Source organism: Actinoallomurus acanthiterrae (assembly GCF_054775715.1).
In genome coordinates, this window is record NZ_BAAHCO010000001.1 from 7,950,824 (window position 1) to 7,964,251 (window position 13,428).

11 protein-coding genes are annotated in these 13,428 nt (G+C 68.8%); 5 read left to right on the forward strand and 6 right to left on the reverse strand.

Features of this window, described 5'->3' with window-relative positions; genetic code table 11:
* Positions 1-29 precede the first annotated feature (29 nt).
* Together ACYVF7_RS37530 and ACYVF7_RS37535 are read right to left on the reverse strand one after the other, a co-directional pair.
* Complete coding sequence (locus ACYVF7_RS37530; protein WP_460350069.1) at positions 30-2,741, reverse strand: bifunctional acetate--CoA ligase family protein/GNAT family N-acetyltransferase; 2,712 nt, start codon at positions 2,739-2,741, stop codon at positions 30-32.
* Between the two features lie 87 nt (positions 2,742-2,828).
* Positions 2,829-3,260, reverse strand: coding sequence for a universal stress protein (locus ACYVF7_RS37535; RefSeq protein ID WP_460350072.1), 432 nt, complete (start codon positions 3,258-3,260; stop codon positions 2,829-2,831).
* 176 nt (positions 3,261-3,436) lie between these two features.
* Here ACYVF7_RS37535 and ACYVF7_RS37540 point away from each other — a divergent pair, with 176 nt between their 5' ends.
* The 3 genes from ACYVF7_RS37540 (at position 3,437) to ACYVF7_RS37550 (ending at position 8,183) form a co-directional block, all read left to right on the forward strand.
* Positions 3,437-4,924: a bifunctional aminoglycoside phosphotransferase/ATP-binding protein gene (locus ACYVF7_RS37540; RefSeq protein WP_460350074.1), complete on the forward strand. Its 1,488-nt coding sequence runs from the start codon at positions 3,437-3,439 to the stop codon at positions 4,922-4,924.
* An 87-nt stretch (positions 4,925-5,011) separates the two neighbouring features.
* Entirely contained in the window at positions 5,012-5,218 is a 207-nt protein-coding gene (locus ACYVF7_RS37545) for a DUF1918 domain-containing protein (protein WP_460350076.1), read from the forward strand.
* A gap of 211 nt (positions 5,219-5,429) precedes the next feature.
* A complete protein-coding gene (locus tag ACYVF7_RS37550; protein ID WP_460350078.1) occupies positions 5,430-8,183 on the forward strand; it encodes a cation-translocating P-type ATPase in 2,754 nt (917 codons plus the stop codon).
* Positions 8,184-8,244: 61 nt separating this feature from the next.
* Here the strand turns inward: ACYVF7_RS37550 and ftsH are convergent, their stop codons facing one another.
* From ftsH to ACYVF7_RS37565, 3 genes are all read right to left on the reverse strand, one after another.
* Complete coding sequence (gene ftsH / locus ACYVF7_RS37555; RefSeq protein WP_460350080.1) at positions 8,245-10,065, reverse strand: ATP-dependent zinc metalloprotease FtsH; 1,821 nt, start codon at positions 10,063-10,065, stop codon at positions 8,245-8,247.
* Positions 10,066-10,369: 304 nt separating this feature from the next.
* Entirely contained in the window at positions 10,370-10,636 is a 267-nt protein-coding gene (locus ACYVF7_RS37560) for a DUF1876 domain-containing protein (protein ID WP_460350082.1), read from the reverse strand.
* 279 nt (positions 10,637-10,915) lie between these two features.
* The gene (locus ACYVF7_RS37565; RefSeq protein ID WP_460350085.1) at positions 10,916-11,557 is read right to left on the reverse strand and encodes a protein-L-isoaspartate(D-aspartate) O-methyltransferase; all 642 of its coding nucleotides are present in this window, start codon (positions 11,555-11,557) and stop codon (positions 10,916-10,918) included.
* A 302-nt stretch (positions 11,558-11,859) separates the two neighbouring features.
* On the opposite strand from ACYVF7_RS37565, the gene ACYVF7_RS37570 reads away from it, so the two are divergent.
* Together ACYVF7_RS37570 and ACYVF7_RS37575 are read left to right on the forward strand one after the other, a co-directional pair.
* Positions 11,860-12,753, forward strand: coding sequence for a universal stress protein (locus tag ACYVF7_RS37570; protein WP_460350087.1), 894 nt, complete (start codon positions 11,860-11,862; stop codon positions 12,751-12,753).
* Positions 12,754-12,766: 13 nt separating this feature from the next.
* Positions 12,767-12,907 (forward strand): hypothetical protein, encoded by a 141-nt coding sequence (locus ACYVF7_RS37575; protein WP_460350089.1) that lies wholly within the window; start codon positions 12,767-12,769, stop codon positions 12,905-12,907.
* On the opposite strand, the gene ACYVF7_RS37580 is transcribed toward ACYVF7_RS37575, so the two are convergent.
* Entirely contained in the window at positions 12,894-13,424 is a 531-nt protein-coding gene (locus tag ACYVF7_RS37580; RefSeq protein WP_460350091.1) for a hypothetical protein, read from the reverse strand. The two genes, ACYVF7_RS37575 and ACYVF7_RS37580, sit on opposite strands and share 14 nt — an antisense overlap.
* Between the last annotated feature and the right edge of the window lie 4 nt (positions 13,425-13,428).

The window sequence follows — 13,428 nt, forward strand, 5'->3', positions numbered from 1 at the left end:
TGTGTCGACCGTGCCCTCCTTTTCCGGAGTCAGCGGAGACGGCGAAGGTAGGGGTCCCAGTGCCGTTGTGGGAGAACACGAACGCGCGCGTCGACCGCGACGACCCCATCGGGCCCGGCGATAATCGGATTGAGGTCGACCTCGGCAATGTCAGGATGATCGTCGGCGAGGCGGGAAAGCCGCAGCAGAGCCTCCTCCAGCGACGCGGTGTCCACGGCCGGGGCGCCCCGGTGCCCCAACAGCAGCCGCGCGCCGCGCACCGAACGGATCAGCTCCGCGGCGTCCACGTCGGTAAGCGGCGTCAACCGGGCCGACCGATCACCGAGCACCTCGGTGGCGACCCCTCCCAGACCGAAGACGATCAAAGGGCCGAAGACCGGCTCCTGGACAATGCCGCACAGGACCTCGACGCCGACCCCGGCCATCCTCTGCACCAGAACACCGCTGAGCCGGTCGCCGAAGCGGGCAGCCAGCCGACCGTAGGCGCGCCGGACATCCGCTTCGCCGCGCAGGTCGAGCTCGACCGCACCGGCCTCGCTCTTGTGCACGATCCCCGGCACATCCGCCTTCAGAGCGACGTGGCCGCCGAGTTCGGCCGCGGCGCGTACGGCCTCATCGACCGAGGCGACCATCCGCCAGCCCGCCAGCGGCAGCCCGTACGCACCCAAGAGGTTCATCGTGTCGGGGGGTGACAGCCAGCCGCCTTGGGGTGACTCGTCGAGGAAGCGCCGGATGATCCGGGCCACCGTGTTCTCCCCCAGGTCGGCGAACTGCGGCTCGTTTCCGGCCGGACGTTCGAGCCACCGGCCGTGGGAGCAGGCGCGGGCCAGGGCGCGGGCCGCGTCCTCAGGGAAGGCATACGACGGGACGCGCACCTCCCCGGGCCCGCTGCGGACCCGCACCGACTCAGGCTGGCCGAGAACGACCGCCGCCAGCGGCTTGGCCACGCCACCGGCCACCACAGCGGCGGCCAGGTCAGAGGCAGCCGTCGGGACGGCCAGTGCCAGAACGGCGTCCACCCCACCATCGGCTGCGACCACGTCCAGGCAACGCGCGAACCGATCAGGGTCGATCGCCGCAGTGGTGTCCACCGGACCGGCGCAGGCGGCTCCGCGCGGCAGCAGCCGCGTCAGCTCACGTACGGTCTCCTCGCTCAGCGTCGCGGCGATCAGGCCGGCGTCGGCGCAGGCATCTGCGGCCAGCACACCCGCGCCTCCCGCGTTCGATACGATCGCGACGCGTTCCCCGGCCGGCACCGCCTGATGGGCGAGCAGCGCTGCGGCGTCGAGGATCTCGCCGATGCCGTGAGTCGCGATGATGCCGGCCTGCCGGAACAGTGCCTCCTGGGTGACCGTGGGAGTCGCCGCCGCGGCTGTGTGCGAGGCCGCCGCCCGGTGCCCGGCCGCCGACCGTCCCGCGACCACGGTAAGTAGCGGCATCCGGCGGCCGACGCGCCGGGCGGTCCGCGCGAACTTACGTGGATTGCCGAACGACTCGACGTGCAGAACACCGAGGCGGGTCGCCGGGTCCGCCTCCCACCACAGCAGAACGTCGTTGCTGCTCACGTCGTACTTGTCGCCGACCGAAACGAAGGACGACACGCCGACGTCCAGCCGGGATAGATGGTCACGGAGCGCGATGCCGATCCCGCCGGACTGCACGACGACCCCTGCCCTCCCGGCCAGGGCGGATTGGGCGGCGAAGGTCGCGTCGAGTCGTACGGCGCTGTTGGCGACGCCGAAGCAGTTGGGGCCCACCAGCCGCATGCCGTACCGCCGGCAGACGGCGAGCAGCGCGGGCCCGTCGCCCCCCGAGGTGATCACCACCAGTGATCGCACTCCCCGCCGGCCGCACTCCTCGACGACCTGGACCACGGCCTCCGGTGGCACCGCGATCACGGCGAGCTCCGGGGCCTCCGGCAGGGCGGCCACCGAGGGCACGCACGGCACACCCGCCAGCCGCTCCCCCGCGCGGGGATTGACCGCGAGCACCGCGCCACGAAAGCCGGCGGAGACCAGATTGCGCAGGATCGCCCCACCGACCGACTCGGCACGGCGGCCAGCACCGACGACGGCCACAGACGCCGGGCAGAGCAGGTGGCGCAGGCTCGCGACATCGGCGCGCCGCTCACGCTCGGCGACGGCGTCGAGGTACCCTTCGTCGGCCGTCAACGGCATCCGCACCTCGACGACACCATCCGCGAGATCGCGCTGGATGGCCAGACCCGCGGAGGCGAACACGCGCAGCATCGCGGCGTTCTGGGCCAGGGTGTCGGCGCGGAACTCCCGGACACCGCGAGAGCGGGCCAGGGACACCAGATGTTCCAGCAGCAGCGTGCCGACGCCACGGTGGTGCATTCCGTCCGCCACGACGAGCGCGATCTCCGCAGTGCCAGGGTCCCCTGTGGGCTCGTAGTTCGCGACGCCGACGAGTTCATCACCGAGCCAGGCGCCGAGAACCTCATGGGCCGGGTCAGGTCCTCGGCAGAGGCGTTCGGACACCTCGTCGGCGATCCGCGGACTCAGCCCGAAAAAGCGCAGGTAGAGGTTGTCCGGCGACATGCCATGGTGCAGGTCCCGGACGGCCCCCAGGTCGCCGGCGCGTACTTCGCGGATCTGGATCGCCGTGCCGTCGGTGAGCAACGCGAACGCCGGCTCCATCGACGCGCGTTTCGGCACGACGGCCTCTCCCGCCGCGGAGGCGTCACCCCACCGTGCCCGCCAGTGCGCTTGTTCGACCATGCTCAAAGCATCGACCGACGGGATCGTCCGGTCAGCGGGCCGAGGTCATCGAGACGCGGGACCTTCGGCCCGTACCGGGCCCTTGCTTCAGGCTCGGCGGCGTGACGGGATGACGACGATCGGGCAGCCGGCGTGGTGCACACATTGGCTGCTCACCGAGCCAAGGAGCAGCCGAGCGAACCCGCCGTGGCCCCGCGATCCGACGACCAGCATGTCGGCGTCCTCGGAGGCGTTCAAGAGCTCCTCGGCCGCGACGCCGGCGATCGCCCGGACCTTGATCGACACCTCATGTCCCACCACGGCCTTCTCCACCGCGGCGCGCGCGGCCTCGCGCATGGCCTGAAGCAGCTCCTGATCGACCGTCCCCAGCATCGGAGCGCCCGCACCGACGGTCACCATACGCGGAGCGACGGTAATCACGGTCAGCGGGACCTTCCACCGTTCGGCCTCAACAACGGCCCACTCAAGCGCGAACTGCGAATCGGCCGATCCGTCGACACCCACCACGATTCCCCCCATGGCAGCCTCCTTCGCCACGAGACGGCCCGTCGATGGCCGCCAGGCCACCGCTTTGAATTCAGTGCACCCAGCCGGGCCCGCTGTGACCAGGGGCCTTTGGCCGTTTCCCACGGGACTGACGCCCCTGGTAAGGCCGCGTCCCCGCACGACAGGCTGCCAATGTCGGAGGGAGAACCATGGACAGCTGGGCTGCGGACGTCGCTGAAACCCACGCAGGGGTCGTGTTCTTCACCGGAGACCGGGCCTACAAGATGAAGAAACCGGTCAACCTCGGCTTCCTCGACTTCTCCACGCGCGAGCGGCGGGAACGCGCCTGTCACCGCGAGGTCGAACTCAACCGACGCTTCGCCCCCGACGTCTACCTTGGCGTCGCAGACGTGGTCATGCCTCCGGGGACGCCGTGTGACCACCTGGTCGTCATGCGCCGGATGCCCGCCGAGCGGCGCCTTGCCGACCTGGTGCTGGAAGGTGCCTTTCTCGACGACGTGCTCCGGGCGATCGCCCGGCTGATCGCCTGCGCCCACGCCGCCTCGCCACGGACCGCCGAGATCTCCGCTCAGGGGACCCGAGACGCCCTGCGTGAGCGGTGGACCGCCAGTTTCGACCAGGTCCGCCCGTTCCATGGACGCGCGATCGACGCCGCAGAGGCCGGCGAGATCGAACGGCTGACGCTGCGCTTCTTGGAAGCACGAGAACCCCTCTTCAACGCGCGGATCCACGAGGGCCGCATCGTCGACGGGCACGGCGACCTGATGGCCGACGACATCTTCTGCCTCGACGACGGCCCTCGCGTGCTGGACTGCCTGGACTTCGACGACCGGCTGCGCTGGCTCGACGGGCTCGACGACGCGGCATTCCTCGCGATGGATCTCGAACGCCTGAACGCCCCGGACCTCGCCCAGCGCTTCATCACCTGGTACGCCGAATACGCCGACGATCCGGCCCCACCGTCGCTGCGCCACCACTACGTGGCCTACCGGGCATTCGTCCGCGCCAAGGTCGCCTGCCTGCGCTCGGGGCAGGGCGATACTCACGCAGCGGGCGACGTCGGCCGCTACACCGAGATCGCCCTGCGTCACCTGAACGCCGGCTCGGTCAGCCTGGTCCTGGTCGGGGGGCTACCGGGCACCGGCAAGACCGCGCTCAGCGAGGCACTCGGCGACCGGCTCGGCTTCACCGTGCTCAACAGTGATCGCGTCCGCAAGGAACTCGCCGAACTGTCCCCCGACACCCCGGCGCCTGCGCCGTACGGCACCGGCATCTACAACGCCTTCTGGACCCGGCGCACCTACGCCGAACTCCTCAAACGCGCCGCACGGCTGATGTCCTACGGCGAATCCGTCATCGTCGACGCCTCCTGGACCTCCGCTGAGCATCGGGCCGACGCCGCCCGGACCGCCGAACAAGCGCACGCGGACCTGATCCCCTTGCGCTGCGACACCCCGCTCGCCGGCGAACGCCTGCACACCCGCCCCCGCGGCGTGTCCGACGCCGACCCGGCGATCGCCGCCCACATGGCCGAATCGGCGGACCTATGGCCAGATGCCACCACGATCGACACGTCCGGCCCGATCAAGAACTCCGCCGAATGTGCCTTGATCGCCGTCCGGCCCCATGGCCCCGACCACGCCTGGCAACGCCGCCCTCGCCTGTCCCCGGACTGACCAATGCAATCACCAGCACGACGTAAGCGCATCGGTGATGAATCTTCGCCGCTAAACCATTGAGTGAATAGCAAGAAATGAGGAGGAATGATGCAAGCGGTTGCAGGCGATGAGTTGACCGTGAAGGGCCGTAATGTCGGCGATGAGGTACGCAAGGGCGTGATCCTCGAAGTACACGGTCAGAACGGCGCACCGCCTTACCTTGTCCGCTGGAGCGACGGTCACGAAAGCGTGTTCTTCCCCTCCGCCGACACTCTAGTCGAGCACTCTCCCAGTAAAGAACGATCACAATAATCGACGTGGAGATATACACGACGTCAACCTGGCAGCGGGTTCGTATAACGAACTTGAACAGCATTAATGCCACGGCGATGCGTTGATCAGGCCAGGGTGCCGCCGGCCAGGCGAGGGCTTTGTCAGCCGCATGGACGAGGCACCGGTACCGCTACGGGCACGGATCAGGCAGGTGCGGGGCAGCGAGGCCGACGGGCCGGAGAGTTGATCGATGAGCGACGTGGCCGACGCACGAACCAGCACGGGCCTTGATCCGACGGAGCGCGTGGACCTGCTGTTGCGTGACCTGCGCAGCACCCGGTCGGGGCTTTCAGCGCGGGAGGCGGAGCGGCGACTGGTCCACTACGGTCCGAACGAGCTTCAGCGCCGCGGCGGGAGACGATGGCCACGGGAGCTGGCGCGGCAGTTCACCCATCCACTAGCGCTGTTGCTGTGGGCCGCGGCGGGATTGGCGTGGGTGGCGGGGATCGCCGCGGTGGCGGTGGCGATCGTCGTGGTGATCGCCGTCAACGCCGCGTTCGCGTTCGCTCAGGAGGTGCAGGCGGAACGGGCAGTGGAGGCACTCGCCGCATACCTGCCCGTGCAGGCCAAGGTGGTACGCGACGGGCGGGTACAGGTCATCCAGGCTGCGCGGCTGGTGCCCGGCGATGTGCTGGTGGTCGAGGAGGGTGACCGGATCTCGGCGGACGCGCGGCTACTCGACGGCGGCATCGAGATGGACATGTCGACGTTGACCGGTGAGTCGATGCCGGCATTCCGTTCCGCGGAGCTACTGGACACCAGGGTGGGGTTGCTGCAGGCCCGCGATCTGGTGTTCAGCGGGACATCATGTACCGAGGGTGAGGCGCGGGCACTGGTGTTCGCGACCGGGATGCGCACGGAGCTGGGACGTATCGCGGCGCTGTCGCAACGCCTCGAGCGGGAGGAGAGCCCGCTGGAGACCCAGGTCCGCCGCGTGGCGTGGTTGATCGCCCTGATCGCGGTGCTGACCGGCCTGGCGTTCATTCCAGTGGCGACCTTCGGCGCGGGCCTGTCGCTGGCGAACGCGGTCGTGTTCGCGGTCGGGCTGCTCGTGGGCAACGTGCCCGAGGGTCTGCTTCCCGTGATCACCTTGGCGCTGGCACTGGGCGTTCGCGGGCTGGTACGCCGCGGGGCGGTGGTGAAGCGGCTGAGCGCTGTGGAGACACTGGGCTCGACCAGCGTGATCTGCACCGACAAGACCGGCACACTGACACAGAACCGTATGCGGGTGACCACGATCTGGACTGCGTCGAGCTCGTACGAAGGTGATGGGAGCCGCCCTCCGGCGGCCGGGTCGGGCGACGCGACGATTCACGAACTCGCCGCGGCGATGGCGGCATGCAACAACGCCGAGCCCGATGCGCGGGGCACCGTGGTAGGTGACTCCACCGAGGTGGCGATGCTTCAGGCGGCGAGGTCGCTCGGTGAATCCGTCGACGTGGCCGAACGGGTGCGCAGGCGGCGACGCCAGTTCCACTTCGACCCGGTCCTGAAGCTGATGTCGACCATCGACGAGCGCGACGGCGGTGTGTGGGTGGACGCCAAAGGCGCCCCCGAGGAACTGCTGCCACGGTGTACCACGATCGTGGAGAACGGTTGTGTGCGACCGCTGACCGTGGCTCGGCGAAAAGAAATCGAGCAGGTCGTGGACTCCCATGCCCGGCGCGGGCTGCGTGTGCTGGCCGTCGCAGCGCGCCACCTCGGATCAACACAACCGATACCAGAGCGCCGTGAACAAGCCGAGCGGGAGCTGTCCCTGCTCGGGCTCGTGGCCATGCACGACCCACCCCGCCCCGAGGTCGCCGACGCCGTCGCGCACTGCCACGCGGCCGGCATCCGCATCATCGTCGTCACCGGCGACCACGCGCTGACGGCCACAGCGATCGCCGCCCAGGTCGGCATCGTCCGCGGAGAGCCCACCGTGATCACCGGCGACGAACTCGACCGTCTGCGCGAGGACGACCTGGACGTGCTACTCCGCGACACACCTGAACTGATCTTCGCGCGAAGCTCACCCGAAGCCAAACTGCGGATCGCGGACGCGCTGCGGGCCGAGGGCCACGTGGTCGCCATGACCGGGGACGGGGTCAACGACGCGCCGGCGCTCCGCCGCGCCGACATCGGTGTGGCGATGGGCCGCTCGGGTACGGACGTCGCCCGCGAAGCCTCCACCATGGTGCTCACCGACGACAACTTCGCCACCATCGTCGCTGCCGTGAAGGCAGGCCGACAGGTCTATGACAACATCCGAAAGTTCATTCTCTACATCTTCGCCCACGCCACTCCGGAGATCACCCCGTTCCTGATCTTCGCACTGGCCGGCGGCGCGATCCCGCTCCCGCTGACAGTGCTGCAACTGCTCGCCTTCGACGTCGGTACCGAGACCCTCCCCGCGCTGGCGCTCGGCCGCGAGCCTGCTGAACCAGGGCTCATGCGGCGCGCCCCGCGCAAGCGCTCCGAAGGCGTGATCCGCGCATCGATGCTGCTGCGCGCGTGGCTGTTCCTCGGGGTGATCTGCGCGGGCCTGGCCATGGCGGGGTTCTTCTACGTGCTCTTGAGAGCGGGCTGGCGCCCCGGCGATGCCACCGGCCCCGGACGGCCGTTGCACCACGCCTACCGGCAGGCGACCACGATGACCTTCCTCGGCATGGTCACCGGCCAGATCGGCACCGCGTTCGCCGCCCGTACCGAACGCGCCTCCCTGCGCTCCGTAGGAGCCCTGTCCAACCCGCTGCTGCTGTGGGGCATCGCCTTCGAACTCGCCCTCGCCGCCATGTTCATCTACGCCCCGCCGTTCCAGACGCTCCTAGGCACTGCGGCCCTCACCCCCGACATGGTCGCCTTCGCCGCTCCGTTCCCCTTGATCGTGTGGGGAGCCGATGAAGTCCGTCGCTGGCTACTGCGCCGGCACGATGCCGAACTGCGGACCGTCCGCCCGGCGTGACAGCCGGCCCTGGCCGGTCGCGACCGCCGCACGGCCACGGATCATTCGGGGCGGCCCGTTCTCACCCTGGGATGGGTGCTTCTGGTCGGGCCTGGGCTTTTCGGCCGTGTTCCTCGGCTCGCAGGACGTTCAGGACAGCGTCGCCGGCGATGGTCTCGTGTTCGAGGAGAAGCGCGGCGAGTCGATCCAGTGCCTGCCGGTGGTCGCGGAGCATGGCGACCGCACGTTCTTCGGCGTGGCGGAGCAGACGCGCGATCTCTTCGTCGATGATCCGCTGGGTCTGCTCGGAGTACGGCCGCCGCAGGGCGTCCTCGGCGGGTGCGCCGAGGTACTGCGGCGTGCCGGATGCGTAGCCGACGGGACCGAGGGCGGGTGAAAGCCCGAACTCACGGACCATGCGCGCGGCGATCTGTGTTGCGCCGGACAGGTCGTCGGCGGCGCCGGTGGATCCTTCGCCGAACACGACCAGTTCCGCCGCTCGGCCGCCGAGTCGTACGGTGAGCAGGTCGGTGAGGTAGCCCTCGCTGTACAGGTGGCGCTCGGCTTCGGGGAGTTGTTCGGTGACGCCGAGCGTCATACCGGCGGGCAGGATGGTGACCTTGGCGACGGGGTCGGCGTGCTCGCACAGCGCGGCCAACAGCGCGTGCCCGGATTCGTGTACGGCCACCGCGTGCCGCTCCTCGGGCAGCAGCGCGTTAGAGGTCTCCCGGCGCCCCAGCAGGACCCGGTCGCGCGCGGTGTCCAGGTCGGCGGGCTCGATGATGGTCCGGCCGCTGCGGACCGCGTTGATGGCGGCTTCATTGACGAGGTTGGCAAGGTCGGCGCCGGAGAATCCCGGCGTGGCGCGGGCGACGGCGTCGAGGTCGACGTCACCGGTGAGGTGCTTGCCATGGGCGTGCACAGCGAGGATCGCGGCCCGTTCGGCCTGGTTGGGCAGCGGCACGGTGACCTGCCGGTCGAAGCGGCCAGGGCGCAGCAGCGCCGGGTCGAGGGTCTCGGGCCGGTTGGTGGCCGCCAGCACCACGATGCCGCTCGACTGGTCGAAACCGTCCATCTCGGCGAGCAGTTGGTTGAGTGTCTGCTCGCGTTCGTCGTGGCCGCCAGTGACGACGCCACCGCGTCTGCCGCCGATCGCGTCGATCTCGTCGATGAAGATGATCGAGGGTGCCCGTTTCCGCGCGTCGTCGAACAAGTCCCGTACCCGGGAGGCGCCGACGCCGACGAACATCTCCACGAAAGCCGAACCGGTCACCGACAGGAAGGCCACCTCCGCCTCACCGGCGACCGCCCGGGCGATCAACGTCTTGCCGGTACCCGGTGGGCCCACCATGATCACCCCACGTGGCGGTTTGGCGCCCGCCGCTGCGTACCGGTCAGGGTCACGCAGGAAGTCGACGATCTCGCTGATCTCCTGCTTGACGCCTTCATAGCCGGCGACGTCTTCGAACCGGGTGGTCGGCCGTTCGGCTTCAATGATCTTTGCTCGGGACCGCCCGAACCCGCCGACCCCACCGGCCAGGGAGCGCTGCGCGGCTCGCCCGCTCCAGATGAACAGACTGACGATGATCAGTAGCGGCAGGAAGCTGAGCAGAAGCGCGCCTGCCGAGCCGCTGCTGCGCGTGGCGGTGATGTTCACGCCCTTGGCGCGTAGCTGGCCTTCGAGTTGTGAGGTGTTCAGCGCGGTCGGGATCCGGCTGGTGAAGTGCTTGCCGCTCTTAAGGGTTCCGCTCACCGCGCCGGTGTCGTCAATCCGCACTTTTGTCACCTGACCGGCGTTCACATCGGTGACGAGCTGGCTGTAGGACAGCAACGTCTCCGGGGGCTTCGCGGACATGCCGCGTCCGAGCAGCAGCAACAAGGTGATGCCGATGCCGATCGGCACCAGCCAGCCACGCCAGGATGGAGGGGTCGGCGGTGCAGGCTTGGGGGGTTCGTTCGGCGGGCCGGGTTTTGCCGACCTCGTCGAGTGCCTCCCTCGGCCCGGCAGCCGGATCTGCGCCGTCATGAGCCGATCAGCGGCCCCACGCTTCATATCAACCTCCTTTCCTGACGCTCCCTCGGTCCGTGGAGAAGCCGGTAGGGCCGTAAGGTGGCACGTCCAGGACCAAGGTCCATGAACGGCCCGCTCGTCGTGCTCGCTGCCACGCGAATTCCCCTGGATCGCTTTAGCGGACCTCTGTGATCGCTCACTGGGTGACAGATTCGGCGATGTCGGCGGTGGCGAGCTGGACGAGCCTGCTGCCCAGGTCGATGAGCGCCCGGCCCGCGGCCAGTTCGTCACCGATCTCCGGCACGACCCGGTCGCGCGGGTGGCGCCGGGCGTGGCCGAGCCCCTCGAGGGTCGTGCCGCTCATCGTGGTGAGCACGGCGCGGACACGGGTGTCCTTGCCACTCTCGGTGATACCGATCTGCACACTCCACTGCTTGGTCTCCATCATGTCCACCTGCTTCATTCGAGCCTGCTTCAGCGGCGGGTACGGTCGTGTTCGGTGTCACGCCGTTCGCTCATGACTTTCCGGCCCTGGTCGGCCTCCTCGGCGGGTGCGGCAGAAGGGGATCACGGTCATGACGGCTACCTGCCGTCCCGCCTCGATACGTTCAACGGACACCATGGCTCTGCCCCTCAAACCTTAGGTTCTGTCTACGGAACCCGGTGCGGCCAGGGCCGATGGTCCTATCGCAGAAGGACGTCTATTGCGTGGGTGATCAGATGCCCCACGATGTGCCGTCGGTCAGGCGGGAAAGCCGTACCGGCCGTGAAGACGGACGAAGCTGGCCGGCGTCAGAACTCTCTGGGGATCCAAACCAGTCGCGACGCGCTGGAACAACACGACATTCTCCTGCCCGCCGGGTCCGATGGGTTGCACCAGCCGTCCGTCGAGCCGGAGCTGTTCGACCAGCGGCGCGGGGACTTCGGGGAAGGCGGCCGACACGACGATGGCATCGTAGGGAGCGCGATCGGGCACGCCGCCGCTGCCGTCCCCGGCGAGCACGTCAACGTTGTCGATGCCTTGCCGGGCGAGGTTCTGCCGGGCCTGCCGGGCCAGGTCCGGCCACCACTCGATGCTCACGACATCGGCCGCCAGACGGGCCAGCAGCGCGGTCTGGAAACCATGGCCGGTGCCGATCTCCATCACGTGCTCATCGCCTTCCAGCCCAAGGCCCTCGATCATCCGTGCCGACAGCGAGGGCTGCGTGGTCACCTGCCCGTGCCCGATCTCGATGGGCATGTCGAAGTAGGCCGCCGCCGCGTGATCGGCGGGCACGAATGCCGCTCGGGGCGTCATACGCACGGCTTCGATGACGCGCTCATCGCGGATGCCCGCCGCCCGGACGGCCCGGAGGAGATCATCGGGAGAAGCGTCAGCGGTCACGTCACCTGCGTTCGCGTTCGCCCGGACGGGCAAGCATCCCGCCCGGCCCGGGGTGGACGAAGCCGTACGGCCCACAGTGGTGATGCCCGGGAGCGGCCGGCGAAAATCTCCGGCGCTCGCCGATGATGCGCCGGTCCGTTGAGGCGGGATCCGGATGGTAAGGGACCTGCGGAGCGACGTTTCCGCCGGCAGGGACCATCGCCTCTATCTCGCCCGTAAGCAGGAACACACGATGCCAGAAGGGGCGAGCCCGCAAGGCCCGGCTCCCGTAAGAGATCAGGCGTGCGGAGGAAGGGGGCACCATGAGAAAACCCATCGTGGTCGGCGTCGACGGATCATCCCAGGCCCTTGACGCCTTGGACTGGGCTGTTGCTGAAGCCGGGCGCAGACGGCTCCCCCTGCGTATCGTCCACATCACGACCGGCTGGGAGCGCGGCGATATCCCGGCGTTCACTCATCCCGGATCGCAGACGCCAAAGCCGGAGAGTCCCGGGCTGCGCGTCCTCGATGTCGCCGAGGAACGCGCCCGTACGTTCGCCTCCGTCGAGCTCGAACGCCGACTCGGCGTCGGTCCCATTCCCGGCACTCTCCTCCAAGAGGCGGCCGACGCCACGCTACTCGTGCTGGGCCGGCGCGGCACCGGCGCCTTCACCCGCCTTCTGCTCGGCTCGGTGAGCCGCCAAGCGGCCGAACATGCCCCCTGCCCCGTCGTCATCGTGCCTGCGGACGGCGACACCCGGCCCCGCAGGCCGGAGATCATCGTCGGGGTCGACGGTTCCGAAGCCTCCGTCGACGCCGTGGGCTTCGCGATGGAGGAGGCGGCCCTGCGCGCGATGGGTCTGCGCGCCGTCCACACCTGGAACCGCCCCGACTACCCGGCGGAGATGCGACCGGTCTGCTACAACACGCTGACGATCGAGGAGGAAGGCGCCAGGCTCCTGTCGGAAACCCTGGCTGGATGGACGGCCAAGTACCCAGGGGTTCCGATCATCGAGCAGGTTTTCGAAGGCTCGCCTGCGGCAGTTCTCACTGAGGCCTCCCGTACTGCCGAACTCCTCGTCGTCGGCGCCAGAGGACGCGGCGGGTTCCCCGGGCTTCATCTCGGCTCGGTCAGCCACTCCGTCCTCCACCACGCGGAAGGCCCCCTGGCCGTCGTACGGCACTCCACCGGTGATACCGCGAGCAAGGGATCATGATCGGTGCTGCTCAGTGAAGGTGGTCAGGGCACCGCAGAAGCCGCTGCCGGCATTGACCTCGGGCGAGGACGCGCGGGTGGCGGCGATCCCGGCGATGTCGATCGCCCGGCGATGGTGCGGGATTGGCAACCGCCTGCTGGTCAACGCGTGTTAGCGCTCCACCAGTCAAAATTTGGGGAGCTCCGCGGCGGCCGGAAGCTGGATCGACGTTCGACCATGAGCAGAAGGAGCCGGACTTCTTCCGGTTTGAGGCTGGCGGCTGCCGTGAAGCGTTTCAAGATCGACGGCGTGCTTTCCAATTTCGGAAGTCTTCTCTGCAGTGCCACCCTCTGCGCTTTACGATCATCCGTGGCGATGACCAGGTCTCGGTGGATGGCCAATGCCAGCGACGCCGCCTCGCCGTCGTCGATCTCGGACGCCAGCTCGATGAAGGTCTGCAGCTCCGCCTCTCCAGCGAGTTCGAAGAGCTGGAGTGAGCCCTTGTCTATATGCAGATCGAGCTGCACCTGTATGCGCTCAGTAGCGCCATCGACGACTTCGATGAGATACAGCGACTCGGCTGCAGCGACGTCCGCCATGACGAACGTCACTCCGAGGCTTTCGGCGATGGCGTCGAGTTCGCCGGTGGCCAGCAAGTTCAGCGCTACACAGGCGTCCAATATCTCATGCACCCGC